Raw genomic sequence first — 18,936 nt, 5'->3', positions numbered from 1 at the left:
GAGAGCCTATTGCCGCCAGGAGCGCTCGGTCCCGTCAGGGCCGGGACTCCCCTGGGAGATACGGCTGCGGATAGGGTCGGGGCGGCGCGACTGCCTGTTCGAAAGCAAAGGGATACAAGGTGACGGACGGAGCAGTACGAGAGGCCGCGTGCGTACTCGTCGCGGCGGACAAGTTCAAGGGTTCCCTCACGGCCGTGCAGGTCGCCGAGCGGGTGACGGCCGGGCTGCACCGGATCGCTCCCGGGGTGACGGTCGAGACCCTGCCCGTCGCGGACGGCGGTGACGGCACGGTGGCGGCCGCCGTGGAGGCCGGTTTCGAGCGGCGTGAGGTACGGGTCACCGGCCCGCTCGGTGATGAACTGACCGCGGCCTACGCCCTGCGGGACGGTACGGCGGTCATCGAGATGGCGGAGGCGTCGGGCCTCCAGCACCTCCCCGACGGAGTCTTCGCACCCCTGACGGCGACGACGTACGGCTCCGGCGAGCTGCTGCGCGCCGCGCTCGACGCGGGCGCCCGGTCCATCGTCTTCGGCGTCGGCGGAAGCGCCACCACCGACGGCGGCGCGGGGATGCTCGCGGCGCTCGGCGCACGCTTCCTGGACGCCGACGGGCAGCCCGTCGGTCCCGGCGGCGGTGGACTGCGGGAACTCACCACCGCCGATCTCTCCGGCCTCGACCCCCGTCTCGCCGGGACGGACATCGTCCTCGCCAGCGACGTCGACAACCCGCTGACCGGACCCAAGGGCGCCCCCGCCGTCTACGGACCGCAGAAGGGCGCGAGCCCGCAGGACGTCGCCACCCTCGACGCGGCCCTCACCCACTACGCCTCGGTCCTGGAGACGGCTGTCGGCTCCCGGGCCGCGCGTCTCGCGCGGTCGCCAGGCGCGGGCGCCGCCGGCGGTATCGGCTACGGCGCGCTGGTCGGCCTCGGAGCGAGCTTCCGCCCCGGTATCGAGGTCATGCTCGATGTGCTGGGCTTCGCCCCGGCCCTGGCCCGGGCGACCCTCGTCATCACGGGCGAAGGCTCACTGGACGAGCAGACCCTCCACGGCAAGGCCCCGGCGGGCGTCGCGGCGGCGGCCCGTGCCCAAGGGATCGAGGTCATCGCGGTATGCGGCCGGCTGGCGCTGCGCCCGGAGGCCCTCGGCAAGGCGGGTATCCGCCGGGCCTACGCGCTCACCGATCTGGAACCGGACCCGGCCGTCTGCATGGCGGAAGCGGGCCCGCTACTGGAACGTCTGGCGACCGACATCGCGCGGGACTTCCTGGTCTGAGAGTCTGTCGGACGACCTTCGATCAGAGGTCGTCCGACAGGCTCTCAGCCGTGCGCGGAGCGGGGCAGGGCTCGCCCGCGAGGGACGGAGCCCGCCCGCTCCCGCCGTACCGGCACCGTCCCTCACCCCGGCGTCAGCCGGAACGCGTCCAGGGCCAGGGTCATCTCGATCAGGTCCCTCGGCCGCGACAAGGACCGCGAGGTGAGCTGTTCCAGCCGGCGCAGGCGGTTGAAGACCGTGTTCCGGTGGCAGTACAGGCGGGTCGCCGCGCGCCCCGCGGAGCCGCCGTACTCGAGCCAGGCGTCGAGCGTCTCCAGCAGTACGGCGCGGTCCGCCGGGTCCAGGTCGAGCAGCGGGCCGAAGACGTCCGCGATCAGACGGGCCGCCAGCTCCGGCTGGCTGACCACGAGCGCCGTAGGCAGGCGCTCGTCCAGGCGGACGATCAGCGTCGCGTCGGGCGCGAGGGTGCGCAGCGCCGTCTCGGCCAGCCGGCGGGCCCGGCCCAGCTCCGCCAGGCTCTCCACCACCGGGCTGATGCCACCGGGCCCCTGGCCTGCCTCCCCGAGCACCTCGGCCAGCTCCGCCAGCCCCGCGTCCGGCTTCAGCGCGACGACCGCGATCTCGCAGTCCGCCCGCATCCGCCAGAAGAAGCGCATGCCCTCCGCCGACGCGGTCCGCTCGAACGGCTCGCGGCCGCCCTGCCGTTCGACCCGGACCACCACCACCGCGTACCGCCCCTGCTCCGGCAGATCGAGCCCCGCCGCCGCGCGGGCCGCGAGCCCCGGCTCTGACCGGCCCTCCAGCAGCGCGTCGAGCAGCGCCTGCACCCGTTCGTCGCTGCGCCGCCGCATCTCCTGCTCCGTCCTGCGGTACGCCTCCGCGACCGTCGTCGCCTGCCGGTCCACGCCCGCCCACATGTGGGACGCGGTGTGCACGAGCATCGGCAGGGCCTCCGGGTCCTTCTCGGTGACGATCCGCAGTAACTCGTCCCAGACCAGATAGCCCGCGTGCCGGTACGCGTGCAGCACCAGATCCAGCGCCACCCCCTGCTCCGCCCGCCGCCGGCCGAGCCGCCGCGCGTACTCCAGATCCGGACGCGGCGCGGAACGGGGCGCCGCGATGGCCTCGATCCCGTACCGCATCGCCTTGTTGATCTGCTGCCAGTGCTCGTCGGGCGGCACGGCGAGATCGAACTGCGGTGAATGAAGCCGTAGTTCCCCGATGAGCTGGTCGGTGAGGTGCGGTACGCGGTCCAGCAGCACCCGGGAGGCGCTCGCCAGGACCGACCACTCATGATCCGTGCGCGCTCTGCGGCCACCCATGGCTGGTGAGGATGCCACCGGCCGCCCTGTCGGGGCCAGACCGCCTGCCGCCCGGCAGGCAGCTCTTGTGCGCGTGCACAACGCGGGCGCCGCGCCGCTGGTCATCGGCAGCGATTACGCCCGGCGCCGTGGACGGTGCCCGGGCCCGGTGCTGAGGTGTGGCTCCGGCAAGCCCCACCACAGCGACCAGGCCCACTCACAGCAACTCACAGCAACGGAAGGGGAATGCATGGCCGCGCTCGAAGTGCGTGCGCTGTCCGTCGGTTACGGCCCGGTGCGGGCGCTGCGTGACGTCTCCCTCGATGTACCGGACGGCGCGATCGTCGCCGTTCTCGGCGGCAACGGCGCCGGCAAGTCCACGCTGCTGCGCGCCATTTCGCGCACCCTCGGCTTTCACCGCGGGACGGCGGGCCCCGGCACGGTCCGGTTCGGTGGCCGCCCGCTGGACGGGCTGAGCCCCGCCCGGGTGGTCGCCGCCGGGGTGGTCCAAGTCCCCGAGGGGCGGCAGGTGTTCGCCCGGATGACCGTCGCCGACAATCTGCGGGCGGGCGCGCTGGGCGCGCGGGGCGGCCGCAAGGAGTCAGCCGAGGCGCTCGCCCGGGTGCGTGAGCTGTTTCCCGTACTCGCGGACCGCGCGCACCAACGGGCCGGACTCCTCTCCGGCGGTGAGCAGCAAATGCTGGCGCTGGGAAGGGCGTTGATGGCCCGGCCGAAGCTGCTGCTCCTCGACGAACCGTCACTCGGCCTGGCTCCGCTGATGGCCGCCCGTATCGCCGAGACCGTCCAGGAGATCAACGCCCGTGGCACCGCGGTCCTGCTCGTCGAGCAGAACGCCGCCATCGCGCTGCGGCTGGCCGCCACGGCCTACGTCCTGGAGGTCGGCGAGGTGACGCTCGAAGGCTCCGCGGCCGAGCTGGCCGCGTCGGACGAGGTGCGGCGCCGCTACCTGGGCGTGGTCGACGAGACCGCCGCCGACGACGCCGGCCGGGCCCAGCAGGCCGTGCCCACGCTGCGGAGGTGGTCCGCGTGACGCGCCACGATCCGCTCGCCGGAAGCGATGACCGCCCGGCAGGCGCACCGGCCGGCGCACCGCCCGGCCGTCCCGCCGGCGCCGTGCCCGTCCCGCCGCTCACCGTCAGCGGGATCACCGTGCGCTTCGCCGGTCTCACCGCGCTCGACTCCGTCTCGTTCACCGTCGAACCAGGCAGCGTGCACGCCGTCATCGGGCCCAACGGCGCCGGGAAGTCCACCTGTTTCAACGTCCTGTCGGGTGTCTACCGCGCCACCTCGGGCAGCGTCCGGCTCGGCTCCACCGAACTCACCGGGCTCGCGCCGCACCGGATCGCCGCCCTGGGCATCGCCCGCACCTTCCAGAACCTCGCCCTGCCGCCCCACGCCACCGTCGCCGACAGCATGCTGCTCGGCCGCCACCGGCTCACCCGCGCCGGGTTCCTCGCCACCGGGCTGCGGCTGCCGTCCGCCGCTCGCGAGGCCCGCCGCCACCGGGCCAGGGTCGGGGAGATCGCGGAGTTCGTCGGTCTCGCCGGTGATCTCGACCGGCCCGCCGGAGCACTCCCGTACGGAAAACAGAAGCTCGTCGAACTGGGCCGCGCCCTGTGCATGGAGCCCAGCGTCCTGCTCCTCGACGAACCCGTCGCCGGAATGACCGCCGACGAGCGCCGCCGTACGGCCGCCGTGGTCTCGGGCGTACGCGACAGCCTCGGCATCTCGATCGTGCTGGTCGAACACGACATGGGGGTGGTGATGCGGCTCGCCGACGCCGTGACCGTACTCGACTTCGGCCGCAGGATCGCGAGTGGGCCGCCCGCCCGCGTACAGAGCGATCCGGCGGTGGTCCGCGCCTATCTGGGCGCCGACGCCGAAGCCGAGGCCGAAGCCGACGCCCCCACCGAAGCCGATGCCCCCTCCGGCCCGGACACCCCCGCCGGCGCCGACGACGAAGCGGAGACCGGATCATGACCACCCTGATCGAACTCCTCCTCGGCGGCCTCTCCATCGGCTCCGTCTACGCCCTGATCGCCCTCGGCTTCGTGGTCATCTTCAAGGCCACCGAAGTGGTCAACTTCGCCCACGCCTCGCTCCTCCTGGCCGGCGGCTATGTGACCGCCGTCCTCCATGACGACCTCGGCTTCTGGCCCGCCCTCGGCGTCGGCATCGCGGGCGCGGCGCTCGTCGGCTCGGCGGTCGAGTTCCTGGTGATGCGCCGCTACCGGGGCTCCGACCACAGTGTCCTCGCCATCGTCACCATCGGCGTCGACATCCTGCTCACCACCGAACTCACCCGCCGTCTCGGCACCGATGTGCTCGCGCTCGGCGACCCCTGGGGGGACCGTGTCCTCACCTTCGGCGACGTCACCCTCGCCCAGACCAGGGTGGCGGCCTTCGTCGCCGCCGCCCTCCTGATCACGGCCTTCCTGCTCGCCTTCCGCTACACCACCTGGGGTGTCGCGATGCGCGCGGCGGCCGAGAACCCGCAGACGGCCGCGCTCATGGGCGTACGGCTCGGCCGCGTCTCGCTCTCCGCCTGGGCGGTCGCGGGTGCGCTCGCCGCCGTCGCCGCGCTCTTCCTCACCGTCTTTCCGACACCCGGACTGGAACGCGCCACCTCCCTGGCCGCGCTCAAGGCCTTTCCCGCCGCGATCCTCGGCGGCCTCGACTCGACGACCGGAGCGCTGGTCGGCGGGCTGCTCGTGGGCGTCACCGAATCGCTCGCCACCGGCTACCAGAGCGATCTGTCCTTCCTGGGCCGGGGCTTCGGCGATCTCGCGCCCTATCTCGTGATGGTCGTCGTGCTGCTGGTCCGGCCCGCCGGACTCTTCGGGACGAAGGAGCTCGCCCGTGTCTGAAGCGACGTCAGGAACACTTCGTACAGGGCTGCTCAGGGCCCGGCCGCGCACGCCCCGCGGCTACGCCTGGACCGCGGGAGCCGTCCTGCTCCTCGCCCTGCCCTTCTATCTCGACCGCTTCTGGCTGCAGGCCGGACTCTTCGCGATGGCGGCGGCGATCGGCGCCATCGGCCTCAATCTCCTCACCGGCGCGACCGGCCAGCTCTCCATGGGCCACTCCTTCTTCCTCGCCGTCGGCGCCTACGGCTACTGCGTCCTGGCGGGCGACAGCGGGACCGAGAACGGCCACGAGCTCGCCGGACTCGGCCTGCCGACCTGGCTCGCCGCCGTACTCGCCGTGCTGCTCGCCGGCGCGGCAGGCGGCCTCTTCAGCCCCATCGCGGGCCGGCTGCGCGGTGCGTATCTCGGCATCGCCACCCTCGCGCTGATCTTCATCGGGCAGCACGTGCTGTTCAACGCCGGTGATCTGACCGGGGGGTTCAACGGCCGGGCCGTCCCGCCGCTCTCGCTCTTCGGCTTCGCCTTCGACGACAGCGAGACCGTTGTTGCCGCCGTCCCCTTCCAGTCCTCGGAGAAGCTCTGGTACGTGGGACTCGCCGCACTTCTCGCCGGTGCGCTGTTCGCCCGCGGCGTGCTGCGCGGCCGGCCGGGACGGGCCATGAACGCCATCCGTGACCATCGCATCGCGGCGGGGGTGATGGGGGTGCCGGTGGCCCGCTACCGGGCGGCCGTCTTCGTCCTCTCCTCCATGTACGCGGGTCTCGCGGGCGTCCTGCTCGCGCTGATCTTCCAGCGGACCGTGCCCGACTACTTCGGCATGATCCTGGCCCTCGAATATCTCGCGATGATCGTCATCGGCGGTCTCGGCACGGTCGCGGGAGCGGTCGTCGGCGCCGCCTTCGTCTCCCTGCTGCCGCAGCTCCTCACCCACTACAGCGACACCCTCCCGCTGGTCTCCGACCCCGGCACCGGCGGGCTCGCCCCGGGGGAGGCCGCCCGCTATCTGTACGGCGCCGCGATCGTCGCGGTCGTCCTGTTCCTGCCCGGCGGTCTCACCCGCCCGGCCCTGTCCGCACGGTCCCCACGGTCCTCTCGGGAGAAGACATGAATCCACGTGCCACGAACACGCTGAGGGGCGGCGCGGCGCTGCTGGCCGTACTCGCGCTCGCGCTCACCGGATGCAGCGGCAAGACCACCGGGAAGGACGACAAGACCGAGGACGCCGGGGGAGTGAAGACCGGCGTCGGCGTCACCGACAAGACCATCACCCTGGGCGTGCTCACCGATATGACCGGCGTCTACGCCTCGCTGGGCAAGAGCGTCACCCAGGCCCAGCGGCTCTGGGCCGAGCAGACCAACGCGGCCGGCGGCATCTGCGGCCGTACGGTCGAGCTGACCGTCCGTGACCACGGCTACGACCCGCAGAAGGCCGTCGCCGCGTACACCGAACTCGCGCCCGAGGTGCTCGGCTTCGCCCAGTTCATCGGCTCTCCGTTCGTCGCCGCCGTGGAACAGCGCATCGACGGCCAGGACAAGGGCCTCGTCCTGCCGCAGGCCTGGTCGGCCTCGCTGCTCGGCAGCGCGTACGTCCGGGTGGTCGGCGCGACGTACGACGTCGAGACCATCAACGCCGTCGACTATCTCCTCGCGCAGAAGCGCATCGCCAAGGGCGACAAGGTCGGCCATGTCTACTTCGAGGGCGACTACGGCGAGAACGCCCTCGTCGGCTCCAGGTACGCGGCCCGGCAGGCCGGGCTGACCATCGTGGAGCAGAAGATCAAGCCGACCGACAACGACATGTCGGCCCAGGTCGCGGCGTTGAAGCAGGCAGGCGTCAAGGCGATCCTGATCAGCGCGGGACCGCGCCAGGCGGCCTCACTGGTCGGTGTCGCGGCGGCCACCGGCTTCAAGGTGCCGGTCGTCGGGAACAATTCGGCCTTCGCGCCCCAACTCCTGGCGACCCAGGCCGGGCCCGCGCTGATGAAGGACTACTACGTCGCCGCCTCCACGCTCCCGATCGGCTCGTCCGAGCCGGCCCCGGCGAAGCTCGCGAAGGAGTACGCGGCCTCCTACCCCGAGGATGTCCTCGACAACGGCGTGGCCGCCGGGTACACCGCCGCGGGCGTCTACGGCGAAGTGCTCAAGAAGGCGTGCGCGTCGAAGGACCTGACCCGGGAGGGCGTCGGCAAGGCGCTGCTCACCCTCACCTCGTACGACAGCGGCTTCGGCATCACGCACGACTTCTCCGACCCGGCGGCCCCGTCCACCCGGCAGTCCGTGATCATGAAGCCGGACGACACGGTCCCCGGCGGACTGAAGGTGGTGCGGCCCGCGCAGACCTCCGAGGCGGCGCAGTCCTTCCAGGTCGGCGGCTGACCGGACGCCTCAGCACGGAAGGGCCCGGGTGCGTGTGCACCCGGGCCCTTCCCGTTGTTCCTCTGACCGCTATGTGTCAGACAGGCCCTAGGGCAGCTGGGCCGCCCGCGCCTCGCGGCGGTTGTCGCGGAAGGTGTTCACCCGGCGCGCCGTGGCGAAGAGCGGGATCACCGCGCCCGTCACCACCTGGAGCGCACAGCCGGTCTGCAGCAGCAGCTGACCGCCGGGGGCATCGAACGCCCAGGCCGCCAGCAGCCCCATCGCGGCCACGATCCAGCTGAGCATCGCCACCGCGAGGACACCACGCGGCTTGGGATACTCGACCCGGCTCACCATCAGCCACGCCACCCCGACGATCGCGAGCAGCGTCGGTACGAAGGGAAGCTCCAGCAGCACGATCGAGATGACCGTCAGCGCGCCGAAGGGGCTCGGCATGCCCTGGAACATGCCGTCCTTCATCGTCACACAGGAGAATCTGGCGAGCCGTAGCACGACGGCCAGCAGCACCACGATCGCCGCCAGCGCCGAGACCCGCTGATGCGCGTCGTCCGCGACCATGCCGTACACGAGCACGAAGTACGCCGGGGCGAGGCCGAAGCTGATCAGGTCCGAGAGGTTGTCCAGCTCCGCGCCCATCGGCGAGCTGCGCAGCTTGCGCGCCACCAGCCCGTCGAACAGGTCGAAGATCGCGGCGCACAGCATCAGGATGACGGCCGTCGCGGCGGAGTGCCGTGCCATGCCGCTCTCATCGCTGCCCGTGAGATGGGGGATGAGAATGCCGGTGGTGGTGAAGTACACGGCCATGAAGCCACAGGTGGCGTTACCGAGCGTGAGGGTGTCCGCGATCGACAGCCGCATTGACAGCGGCATGTCTTCCGCGTCGTCCTCCGCCTCGGCCTCCGTGGCCCAGCCGGCTTGCGTATCAGGATCAATCACGGTCAATTCGAGTCACCCCTGCGGTCGTGGTCTGACCGACCTCGACAGCGACATCGACACCTTCCGGAAGGTAGATGTCGACGCGCGAGCCGAAACGGATCAGGCCGATGCGCTCGCCCTGTTCCACCTTGGTCCCCTGGGGCAGATACGGGACGATGCGCCGGGCAACCGCGCCGGCGATCTGCACCATCTCGATGTCGCCCAGCTCGGTGTCGAAGTGCCAGACAACGCGCTCGTTGTTCTCGCTCTCCTTGTTGAACGCCGGAACGAATCCGCCGGGGATGTGCTCGACGGACGTCACGGTACCCGCGAGGGGAGCGCGGTTGACGTGGACGTTCAGCGGACTCATGAAAATGGCGACCCGGGTACGCCCGTCCTTCCACGGCATGATGCTCTGCACCACGCCGTCGGCCGGGGAGATGACCCGGCCCTCAGTGATCTCGCGCTCCGGGTCACGGAAGAACCAGAGCATGCCCGCGGCGAGCGCGGTGGCGGGCACGGCGAGGACGGCGGCGCGCTTGGAGCGGCGCGCACGGGCGAGGCCGATCGCGGCGGTGGCGACGGTCGGCAGGAGCCACGGCGATGCTCCGCGCGCGAGGCGGACCCGGCCGCGTGGTGCGGAGGTTTGGCTGTGGGGCATGGATGACCTTCGTAGCGGATGATGCCGCGCTGGCAACGGGGGACGGCGGCTTTCCATCGATGGTATCGGTTGGCGGCCGTAACTGAGCAAGCCAGCAGCCGAGTCGGACGGCTGGAAGCCGACGACAGATGACGACACGGTGTGATCTTCTTCGCTGCTAAACGGGTCCAAAATAGACAATCAGCCCTGGAATCGGTACTCCTCGAGCAACCGGCGGCCGATGATCATTTTCTGGATCTCGGCGGTGCCCTCACCGATCAGCAGCATCGGTGCCTCGCGGTAGAGGCGCTCGATCTCGTACTCCTTGGAGAAGCCGTAGCCGCCGTGGATCCGGAAGGCGTCCTCGACGACTTCCTTGCAGTATTCGGCGGCGAGGTACTTCGCCATCCCCGCCTCCAGGTCGTTTCGTTCCCCTGAATCCTTTTTGCGTGCGGCGTTGACCATCATCGCATGGGCGGCCTCGACCTTGGTGGCCATTTCGGCCAGCTTGAACTGGATCGCCTGGTGCTGGGCGATGGGCTTTCCGAAAGTGTGACGCTGCTGGGCATATGAGACGCCCAGTTCGAAAGCGCGCTGCGCGACCCCGCAGCCACGCGCCGCGACATTCACCCGGCCGACTTCGACACCGTCCATCATTTGGTAAAACCCTCGGCCGGTGGCGCCGCCGAGGACCCGATTGGCCGGAATGCGCAGTCCGTCCATGATCAGCTCGGTGGTGTCGACGCCCTTGTAGCCCATCTTGTCGATTTTCCCGGGGATGGTGAGACCGGGCCTGACCTCGCCGAAGCCGGGCTCCTTCTCGACCAGGAACGTGGTCATCGACTTGTGTGGAGCCGTGCCCTCCGGATGGCCCTCGTCGCTGCGGCACAGCACGGCGACGAGCGTGGACGTCGCGCCGTTGGTCAGCCACATCTTCTGGCCGTTCAGTACATACGCGTCGCCGTCCCTGATGCCCTTGGAGGTGATCGCCGAGACATCGGAACCGAGACCGGGCTCCGACATCGAGAACGCGCCACGCACCTCGCCGGCCGCCATCCGGGGCAGGAAGGTGTCCCGCTGCTCCTGGGTGCCGTGCTGCTTGAGCATGTACGCCACGATGAAATGGGTGTTGATGATGCCCGAGACGGACATCCAGCCCCGGGCGATCTCCTCCACGCAGAGCGCGTAGGTGAGCAGGGACTCGCCCAGGCCGCCGTACTCCTCGGGAATCATCAGCCCGAACAGGCCGAGTTCCTTCAGTCCCTCGACGATCCGCGTCGGATACTCGTCGCGGTGCTCCAGTTCGGTGGCGACCGGGAGAATCTCTTTGTCGACAAAATCCCGGACGGTGGCCAGGATCTCCTGCTGGATGTCGGTCAGCCCGGCTGTCTGGGCGAGTCGGCTCATCGCTGTCACTTCCCCTGAGGCGTCTGCGGCTGCTGTGGCGTGTCCTGGCTGTCCGACAACTGCGGGCGGCCCGGCTGCTCGCCGCCGCGCTCCTTGATGTACGTCGCGGTGGGGACCATCACCTTGCGGCGGAACACACAGACCAGCGTGCCGTTCTGGGTGTAGCCCTTCGTCTCCACCTGGACGATTCCGCGGTCGCTCTTGGACCGTGACGGCGTCTTGTCCAGCACGGTCGTCTCGCCGTAGAGCGTGTCGCCGTGGAAGGTCGGCGCGACATGCCTGAGCGACTCCACCTCCAGATTGGCGATGGCCTTCCCGGAGACGTCCGGTACGGACATGCCCAGCAGCAGCGAGTAGATGTAGTTGCCGACCACGACGTTCTTCCCGAAGTCCGTCGTCTTCTCGGCGTAGTTGCTGTCCAGGTGCAGCGGGTGATGGTTCATGGTGAGCAGACAGAACAGGTGGTCGTCGTACTCGGTGACCGTCTTGCCCGGCCAGTGCTTGTACACCGCGCCGACCTCGAACTCCTCAAAGGTGCGTCCGAACTGCATCGCTCACGCCTCCGGGGCTTCGAAGGCGGTGGTACGCCGCATCCCGGCGGCCCGGCCCTTGCCCGAGATGACCAGTGCCATCTTGCGGCTGGCCTCGTCGATCATCTCGTCGCCGAGCATCGCGGAGCCCTTCTTGCCGCCCGCCTCGGACGTGTAGTACTCGTACGCGTCGAGGATCAGCTCGGCGTGGTCGTAGTCCTCCTGGGAGGGCGAGAAGATCTCGTTCGACGCCTCGATCTGGCCCGGGTGCAGCACCCACTTGCCGTCGAAGCCCAGGGCGGCGGCGCGGCCCGCCACCTCGCGGTATCCCGCCACATCGCGGATCTGGAGGTACGGGCCGTCGATCGCCTGGAGATCGTGCGTACGGGCCGCCATCAGGATGCGCATCAGGATGTAGTGATACGCGTCCGCGCCATAGCCCGGCGGCTGCTGACCGACGACCAGGGACTTCATATTGATGGAGGCCATGAAGTCGGCGGGGCCGAAGACGATGGTTTCGAGCCGCGGCGAGGCGGCCGCGATCTCGTCGACGTTCACCAGGCCCTTGGCGTTCTCGATCTGCGCCTCGATACCGATCCTGCCGACCTCGAAGCCCATCGTCTTCTCGATCTGGGTCAGCAGCAGATCGAGGGCGATGACCTGCTGGGCGTCCTGGACCTTCGGCAGCATGATGCAGTCGAGGTGGTGGCCCGCGCCCTCCACGACCGTGATCACATCACGGTACGTCCAGTGCGTCGTCCAGTCGTTGACCCGCACGACCCGGGTCTTGCCCGTCCAGTCGCCCTTGTTCAGCGCGTCGACGATGGTGTGGCGGGCGCCCTCCTTGGCGAGCGGCGCGCACGCGTCCTCCAGGTCCAGGAAGACCTGATCGGCCGGCAGTCCCTGGGCCTTCTCCAGAAAGCGCGGGTTCGAGCCCGGCACGGCCAGGCAGGAGCGGCGCGGACGCAACCGGTTCGCGGCGGCCCCGGGGGAGGCCGGGGTGAGAGGGGCGGCGGGGGCGGTCATGCGGGGACCTCCAGAGGGTCGAGTTTGTTCGCTTTCCGGATCTCGTCGACGATACGGCCGATGATCCCGGTGATCCCGAAGTCCTTCGGGGTGAAGACGGCGGCCACGCCGGCCGCCCGCAGCTCCTCGGCGTCGGCGTTCGGGATGATCCCGCCGACGATCACCGGGATGTCGGCCGCGCCCGCCTCGCGCAGCCGCGCGAGCACATCGGGGACCAGCGCTCCGTGCGAACCCGACAGGATCGACAGCCCCACACAGTGCACGTCCTCGGCGAGCGCGGCGGTGACGATCTGTTCGGGCGTCAGCCTGATGCCCTGGTAGACCACTTCGAAGCCGGCGTCCCTGGCGCGTACGGCGATCTGTTCCGCGCCGTTGGAGTGCCCGTCCAGACCGGGCTTGCCGACCAGCAGCCGCAGCCGTCCCGAGCCGAGGTCCTCGGCGGTACGGGACACCTTCTCGCGTACGGCGGCGAGCGGGGTGCCCGCCTCGGCGGTCACCGCGACCGGCGCGCCGCTCACGCCGGTGGGCGCGCGGAACTCGCCGAAGACATCGCGCAGCGCCCAGGACCACTCCCCGGTCGTCACACCGGCCCGTGCGCACTCCACGGTGGCCGGCATCAGATTGGCGGTGCCCGCGGCGGCCTTCTTCAGCGCGGTCAGCGCCTCGGTGGCGCGGGCCTCGTCGCGGTTGTCCCGCCAGGTGTGCAGGGCCGTCACCACCCGCGCCTCGTTCGCCGGGTCGACCGTCATGATCGCGGTGTCGAGATCCGCGGTGAGCGGGTTGGGCTCGGTGGACTCGTAGCAGTTGACGCCGACGATCTTCTCCTCGCCGGACTCGATGCGCGCACGCCGCCCGGCGTGCGAGGAGACCAGCTGGGACTTGAGATAGCCGGACTCGACGGCCGCCATCGCGCCGCCCATCGCCTCGATACGGTCCATCTCGGCCAGGCTCTCGGCGGCCAGGGATGCCACCTTGGCCTCGATGACATGCGAGCCCTCGAAGATGTCCTCGTACTCCAGCAGGTCGCTCTCGTGCGCCAGGACCTGCTGGATCCGCAGCGACCACTGCTGGTCCCAGGGCCGGGGCAGGCCCAGCGCCTCGTTCCAGGCCGGCAGCTGCACGGCGCGGGCGCGGGCGTCCTTGGAGAGGGTCACCGCCAGCATTTCGAGAACGATCCGCTGGACGTTGTTCTCCGGCTGGGCCTCGGTGAGTCCGAGGGAGTTGACCTGGACGCCGTAGCGGAAGCGCCGCTGCTTGGCGTTCTCGATGCCGTACCGCTCACGGGTCACCTGGTCCCAGATGCGGGAGAAGGCCCGCATCTTGCACATCTCCTCGATGAAGCGGACGCCGGCGTTGACGAAGAAGGAGATCCGGGCGACGACGTCGCCCCTGCGGTCCTCCGGGATCTGGCCGGACGCGAACACCGCGTCGAGTACGGCCACGGCGGTGGACATCGCGTACGCGATCTCCTGCACCGGGGTCGCCCCCGCCTCCTGGAGGTGGTAGCTGCAGATGTTGATGGGGTTCCACTTGGGGATGTGGTTCACCGTGTACGTGATCATGTCCGTGGTCAGCCGCAGACTCGGCACCGGCGGGAAGACATGCGTCCCGCGTGAGAGGTACTCCTTGACGATGTCGTTCTGCGTCGTCCCCTGGAGCTTCGTGAGGTCCGCGCCCTGCTCCTCGGCGACCACCTGATAGAGCGCCAGCAGCCACATCGCGGTGGCGTTGATGGTCATCGAGGTGTTCGTACGTTCCAGGGGGATGTCCTGGAACAGCCGCCGCATGTCGCCGAGATGCGAGAGCGGAACCCCGACCCGGCCGACCTCGCCCCGGGCCAGGATGTGATCGGGGTCGTAACCCGTCTGCGTCGGGAGGTCGAAGGCCACCGAGAGACCCGTCTGTCCCTTGGCGAGGTTGCGCCGGTAGAGCTCGTTGGACGCCTCAGCCGTGGAGTGACCGGCGTACGTCCGCATGAGCCAGGGCCGGTCCTTCTGATGATCGGTCATGTGACGTCCTCAGATGTTCCGGAAGCGGTTGATGGCGTCGAGGTGCTCGGCCCGCATCTCCTCGTTGCGCACCCCCAGACCCTCACGGGGCGCCAGCGCCAGCACCCCGACCTTGCCCTGGTGGCGGTTGCGGTGGACGTCGTACGCGGCCTGGCCGGTGTCCTCCAGCGCGTACACCTTCGACAGCGTGGGGTGGATCTTGCCCTTGGCGACCAGGCGGTTGGCCTCCCACGCCTCGCGGTAATTGGCGAAGTGCGAGCCGACGATCCGCTTCAGGGACATCCACAGATAGCGGTTGTCGTACTCGTGGGTGTAGCCCGAGGTCGAGGCGCAGGTGACGATCGTGCCGCCCTTGCGCGTGACGTACACACTCGCGCCGAAGGTCTCGCGTCCGGGGTGCTCGAAGACGATGTCCACGTCCTCGCCGCCGGTCAGCTCGCGGATGCGCTTGCCGAAGCGCTTCCACTCACGCGGGTCCTGGTGGTGCTCGTCCCGCCAGAACGCGTAGCCCTCGGAGGTACGGTCGATGATGGCCTCGGCGCCCATCCGCCGGCAGATCTCCGCCTTCTTGTCGCTGGAGACGACACAGACCGGGTTCGCCCCGCCGGCGAGCGCGAACTGCGTGGCGTACGAGCCGAGTCCGCCGCTCGCGCCCCAGATCAGGACGTTGTCGCCCTGCTTCATACCGGCGCCGTTGCGGGACACGAGCTGGCGGTACGCGGTGGAGTTGACCAGGCCGGGAGCCGCGGCCTCCTCCCAGCTCAGGTGGAGCGGCTTGGGCATCAGCTGGTTGGACTTCACCAGCGCGAGTTCCGCCAGGCCGCCGAAGTTGGTCTCGAAGCCCCAGATCCGCTGCTCGGGGTCGAGCATCGTGTCGTTGTGGCCGTCGGACGACTCCAGCTCGACGGAGAGACAGTGCGCGACGACCTCGTCGCCCGGCTGCCAGGCGTTGACGCCGGGTCCGGTGCGCAGCACGACGCCCGACAGGTCCGAGCCGATGACGTGGTACGGCAGGTCGTGGCGCTTGGTGAGCTCGCTGAGCTTGCCGTACCGCTCCAGGAACCCGAAGGTCGGCAGGGGCTCGAAGATCGAGGTCCAGACGGAGTTGTAATTCACCGAGCTGGCCATGACGGCCACGAGGGCCTCGCCAGGACCGAGTTCGGGCACGGGCACGTCGTCGAGATGGAGGGACTTGCGCGGGTCCTTCTCCGAGGTGGTGAGACCGCTGAACATCTCCGTCTCGTCCTTGTGCACGGTCACCGCGCGGTACGAGCCGGGGATGCGCAGTGCGGCGAAGTCGGCGGACGTGCTGTCCGGCGACTGGATCGCGTCCAGGATTTCCTTCACGGTTTTGCCTCCGGCGAAGCTGAGGGTGCGTGATGCGTGGGGGCTGCTTGCGGTGCGAGGGAGGTGTGCCGTCGGTTCGGCGGGTGCGCGGTGTGCTGATCGAGCTGATCGGCGGCGCCGGGTGGGCGCGGAGGTGCCTGTGACGCAGGCGTCCGGGGCACAAGCGGGATCGCTTGCGGGAACAGCCGGACAACGTCAACGTATGGCACGCCGTGACACCTGACAAGGCACTGGGTGCCAAAATTTACTCTCACTTGTCACCCGCATGGCACGCATGAGCAATGTTTACCGCCCTGTAAGCGGTAAATATCACTTCATGTGCCCGAGTGTGCGCATGGCGTATCGGCGCGAGGGCAGCCGTACGCACGCGGGAGCGCGCGCCGCGCGTTACCGCCGGAGGGGACCGGACAGGACCTAGGCGTTCCTGAGCGCCTGGCGGATGGTTCGCATGACCTCGTCGAGCGGCGCGTCCGTGTGCGCGACCGTCACGAGGACGTCGCCACTGGTGCGGGCCGAGGCCGCCGCGTGCCGCGGCTTGCCGCCGACGGTCCGGCCGGCGCCGATGCCCGTGCCGAAGGTGTCACGGACGATCGCGAAGGCGTGGTCGAGCTGTGTCTCCACATCGCCCTGGCCGCCCGCCCGCAGCCACCGGCGCAGCACATGGTTGTGCGCGGTGACGACCGCGGACGCGGCCACCTCCGCCAGCAGCGGGTCGTCATTGCCGTCGGTGTGGTCGCGCTCGTCGAAGTGGCCCAGCAGATAGCGGGTGAAGAGCCGCTCGTAGCGGGCCACCGAGGCGATCTCGCGCTCGCGGAGCGTGGGCACCTCGCGGGTGAGGCGGTAGCGCTCCACGGAGACGGCGGGGGAGGCCGCGTACATCCGCATGACTTCCTTGATGCCCCGGCAGACCGTGTCGAGCGGGTGCTCGTGGGCCGGTGCGGCGTTGAGTACCGCCTCCGCCCGTACGAGCGTGTCGTCGTGGTCCGGGAAGATCGCCTCTTCCTTGGAACGGAAGTGCCGGAAGAAGGTCCGGCGCGCGACCCCGGCCGCGGCGGCGATCTCGTCGACGGTCGTCGCCTCGTACCCCTTGGTCGCGAACAGTTCCATCGCCGCGGCCGCCAGCTCCCGGCGCATCTTCAGCCGCTGGGCGGCCGCGCGGGTGCCCGCGGCGCTCTCCGGAACGTCGGACGTGGTGTTCGTACGGGGGGATTTGGCCGACTGGGACATGAGGTGAACGTACTGCATCGGCGCAGGAGAGCGCGCCTGCGGGGGCGGACCGCCCGGGGGATCGAGCAGCCCGCCCCAGCCGGCGCCGGGGTCGGCGCCGGAGTCGGCACCGGAGTCGGCGCCGCGGTCAGCGCCGGGATCACCGCCTGGGTCAGCGCCGGGCATATTCGCGAAAGCCGCGTCCCGTCTTGCGGCCGAGGCATCCCGCAGCCACCAGATGTTCGAGCAGTGGCGCCGGCGCCAGGCCCGGGTCGCGGAACTCGCGGTGCAGGACCCGCTCGATGGCGAGCGAGACATCGAGGCCGACCACATCGAGCAGTTCGAAGGGGCCCATCGGATAGCCGCCGCCCAGCTTCATCGCGGCGTCGATGTCGTCGAGCGTCGCGTAGTGCTCCTCGACCATCTTGATCGCGTTGTTCAGATACGGGAAGAGCAGCGCGTTCACGATGAAACCGGCGCGGTCGCCGCAGTCCACCGGGTGCTTGCGGACGGCCGTGCTCACCTCGCGGGCCGTGGCGTGCACCTCGTCGGCCGTGAGGACCGTACGGACCACCTCGACCAGCTTCATCGCCGGGGCCGGATTGAAGAAGTGCATCCCTATGACGTCCTGGGGGCGCGAGGTCGCGCGGGCGCAGGCGACAACCGGCAGCGAGGACGTCGTCGTGGCCAGCACCGCGCCGGGCCGGCAGACCTTGTCGAGCGTGGCGAAGAGCTGCCGCTTGATCTCCAGATCCTCGGCCACCGCCTCGATGGCGAGATCCACCTCGGCGAACGCGTCGAGCGAACCTGCCGGGGTGATCCTCGCCAGGGCCTCGTCGCGGGCCTCGGCGGTCAGCCTGCCCTTGTCGACCGAGCGCGCCAGGGACTTCGCCGTCCGGGCCCTGGCCGCCGCCGCCTTCTCCGGGCTCCGGGCCGCGAGCACCACGTCGAACCCCGCCGTGGCGAAGACTTCCGCGATTCCGCTGGCCATCGTGCCGGAGCCGGCCACGCCGACCGAGCGCACCGGGCGGCCGGAGACGCTCCGCGCGGCCGGCGACGGGGTGAGGGCGTCCGGCGCCACCGTGCCGGATCCGGGCGCGTCGTACGTATAGAAGCCGCGCCCGGACTTGCGGCCGGTCAGCCCGGCGTCGCTGAGCTGCCGGAGGACCGGCGCAGGGGCGTGCAGCCGGTCCTGGGAGGCCGCGTACATCGCGTTCAGCACGGTACGGGCGGTGTCGACCCCGATCAGATCGAGCAGGGCGAGCGGTCCCATCGGCAGACCGCAGCCCAGCCGCATCGCCGCGTCGATGTCCTCGCGGGAGGCGTACTTGGCCTCGTACATCGCGGCGGCCTGGTTGAGATAGCCGAAGAGCAGCCCGTCCGCGACGAAACCGGGCCGGTCGCCCACCGCGACCGGCTCCTTGCCCAGCTCATGGGCGAGCGCGGTGACCGCGGCGACGGCCTGGGGGGAGGTGAGGACCGAGGAGACCACCTCGACCAGCTTCATCGCCGGGGCGGGGTTGAAGAAGTGCAGCCCGAGCACGCGCTCGGGGTGCGCGGAGTCCGCGGCGAGCCGGGTCACCGACAGCGCGTTGGTGCCGGTCGCGAGGATCGCCGTGGGGCCGACGATCCCGTCCAGCGCGCGGAGGACCTGCTGCTTCGTCTCGTACGACTCCGGCACGACCTCGATCACCAGCTCGGCGTCGGCGGCGGCGTGCAGATCGGAGAAGGTACGGAAGCGGGCCAGGACCGTGCGCCGCTCCTCCTCGGTCAGCCGCCCGCGTGCGACGGCCCGTGCGGTGGACGCTTCGAGCGCGGCGACGGCCTGGCCGGTGGCCGCGTCACTGATGTCGATGCCGATGACCTCACGGCCGGCGCGGGCGAGGACCTCGGCGATACCGGTCCCCATCGTGCCGAGGCCGACGACGGCGATGGTGGAGAGAGGGATGTCCATCACGGGACTCCAGGGGATGAGTGACGACTGAAGAAGGGCGCGCGCGGGGCGGCTCCGGCAGAC

16 protein-coding genes are annotated in these 18,936 nt (G+C 70.3%); 6 read left to right on the top strand and 10 right to left on the bottom strand.

The genetic code is table 11. From position 1 onward, the window contains the following. The first annotated feature begins 119 nt into the window (after positions 1-119). Positions 120-1,274: a glycerate kinase gene (locus ACFVWW_RS05800; protein ID WP_386876136.1), complete on the top strand. Its 1,155-nt coding sequence runs from the start codon at positions 120-122 to the stop codon at positions 1,272-1,274. Positions 1,275-1,396: 122 nt separating this feature from the next. Here the strand turns inward: ACFVWW_RS05800 and ACFVWW_RS05795 are convergent, their stop codons facing one another. After that, complete coding sequence (locus ACFVWW_RS05795) at positions 1,397-2,596, bottom strand: PucR family transcriptional regulator (protein WP_386876134.1); 1,200 nt, start codon at positions 2,594-2,596, stop codon at positions 1,397-1,399. A gap of 229 nt (positions 2,597-2,825) precedes the next feature. Between ACFVWW_RS05795 and ACFVWW_RS05790 the strand changes: the two genes are divergently transcribed. The 5 genes from ACFVWW_RS05790 to ACFVWW_RS05770 all read left to right on the top strand — a co-directional run bounded on the left by ACFVWW_RS05790 (position 2,826) and on the right by ACFVWW_RS05770 (position 7,839). Continuing rightward, the gene (locus tag ACFVWW_RS05790) at positions 2,826-3,626 is read left to right on the top strand and encodes an ABC transporter ATP-binding protein (protein WP_386876133.1); all 801 of its coding nucleotides are present in this window, start codon (positions 2,826-2,828) and stop codon (positions 3,624-3,626) included. An 83-nt stretch (positions 3,627-3,709) separates the two neighbouring features. Further along, a complete protein-coding gene (locus ACFVWW_RS05785; protein WP_386876761.1) occupies positions 3,710-4,576 on the top strand; it encodes an ABC transporter ATP-binding protein in 867 nt (288 codons plus the stop codon). Beyond that, positions 4,573-5,463, top strand: coding sequence for a branched-chain amino acid ABC transporter permease (locus tag ACFVWW_RS05780; RefSeq protein WP_384181301.1), 891 nt, complete (start codon positions 4,573-4,575; stop codon positions 5,461-5,463). The genes ACFVWW_RS05785 and ACFVWW_RS05780 overlap by 4 nt, the downstream gene beginning before the upstream one ends. Beyond that, positions 5,456-6,571: a branched-chain amino acid ABC transporter permease gene (locus ACFVWW_RS05775; RefSeq protein ID WP_386876131.1), complete on the top strand. Its 1,116-nt coding sequence runs from the start codon at positions 5,456-5,458 to the stop codon at positions 6,569-6,571. The genes ACFVWW_RS05780 and ACFVWW_RS05775 overlap by 8 nt, the downstream gene beginning before the upstream one ends. Next, a complete protein-coding gene (locus tag ACFVWW_RS05770; RefSeq protein ID WP_386876129.1) occupies positions 6,568-7,839 on the top strand; it encodes an ABC transporter substrate-binding protein in 1,272 nt (423 codons plus the stop codon). Before ACFVWW_RS05775 ends, ACFVWW_RS05770 begins: the two co-directional genes overlap by 4 nt. 87 nt (positions 7,840-7,926) lie before the next feature. Here ACFVWW_RS05770 and pssA read toward each other — a convergent pair whose 3' ends face one another. The 9 genes from pssA to ACFVWW_RS05725 form a co-directional block, all read right to left on the bottom strand. Beyond that, positions 7,927-8,781 carry a CDP-diacylglycerol--serine O-phosphatidyltransferase gene (pssA, locus tag ACFVWW_RS05765; protein WP_384181307.1) on the bottom strand — a complete coding sequence of 285 codons (855 nt, stop codon included), beginning with the start codon at positions 8,779-8,781 and terminating at the stop codon, positions 7,927-7,929. After that, positions 8,768-9,415: a phosphatidylserine decarboxylase gene (locus ACFVWW_RS05760; protein WP_384181309.1), complete on the bottom strand. Its 648-nt coding sequence runs from the start codon at positions 9,413-9,415 to the stop codon at positions 8,768-8,770. The genes pssA and ACFVWW_RS05760 overlap by 14 nt, the downstream gene beginning before the upstream one ends. 180 nt (positions 9,416-9,595) lie before the next feature. Continuing rightward, on the bottom strand, positions 9,596-10,801 hold the full coding sequence (locus ACFVWW_RS05755) for an acyl-CoA dehydrogenase family protein (RefSeq protein WP_384181311.1): 1,206 nt from the start codon (positions 10,799-10,801) through the stop codon (positions 9,596-9,598). A gap of 5 nt (positions 10,802-10,806) precedes the next feature. Beyond that, positions 10,807-11,352 carry a MaoC family dehydratase gene (locus ACFVWW_RS05750; RefSeq protein WP_384181313.1) on the bottom strand — a complete coding sequence of 182 codons (546 nt, stop codon included), beginning with the start codon at positions 11,350-11,352 and terminating at the stop codon, positions 10,807-10,809. Positions 11,353-11,355: 3 nt separating this feature from the next. After that, complete coding sequence (locus tag ACFVWW_RS05745; RefSeq protein ID WP_384181314.1) at positions 11,356-12,357, bottom strand: HpcH/HpaI aldolase/citrate lyase family protein; 1,002 nt, start codon at positions 12,355-12,357, stop codon at positions 11,356-11,358. Continuing rightward, positions 12,354-14,366: a protein meaA gene (locus ACFVWW_RS05740; protein WP_386876126.1), complete on the bottom strand. Its 2,013-nt coding sequence runs from the start codon at positions 14,364-14,366 to the stop codon at positions 12,354-12,356. Before ACFVWW_RS05740 ends, ACFVWW_RS05745 begins: the two co-directional genes overlap by 4 nt. A gap of 9 nt (positions 14,367-14,375) precedes the next feature. Continuing rightward, on the bottom strand, positions 14,376-15,713 hold the full coding sequence (ccrA, locus tag ACFVWW_RS05735) for a crotonyl-CoA carboxylase/reductase (protein WP_386876124.1): 1,338 nt from the start codon (positions 15,711-15,713) through the stop codon (positions 14,376-14,378). A gap of 414 nt (positions 15,714-16,127) precedes the next feature. Further along, positions 16,128-16,940, bottom strand: coding sequence for a TetR family transcriptional regulator (locus tag ACFVWW_RS05730; protein ID WP_384181320.1), 813 nt, complete (start codon positions 16,938-16,940; stop codon positions 16,128-16,130). Between the two features lie 151 nt (positions 16,941-17,091). After that, on the bottom strand, positions 17,092-18,873 hold the full coding sequence (locus ACFVWW_RS05725) for a 3-hydroxyacyl-CoA dehydrogenase family protein (RefSeq protein WP_386876122.1): 1,782 nt from the start codon (positions 18,871-18,873) through the stop codon (positions 17,092-17,094). Positions 18,874-18,936: the final 63 nt, after the last annotated feature.

This window comes from Streptomyces sp. NPDC058198 (assembly GCF_042882605.1).
Taxonomy (GTDB): domain Bacteria; phylum Actinomycetota; class Actinomycetes; order Streptomycetales; family Streptomycetaceae; genus Streptomyces.
Note: the sequence above shows the minus strand (reverse complement) of the source record. Positions and strands in the feature narration are given on the sequence as shown.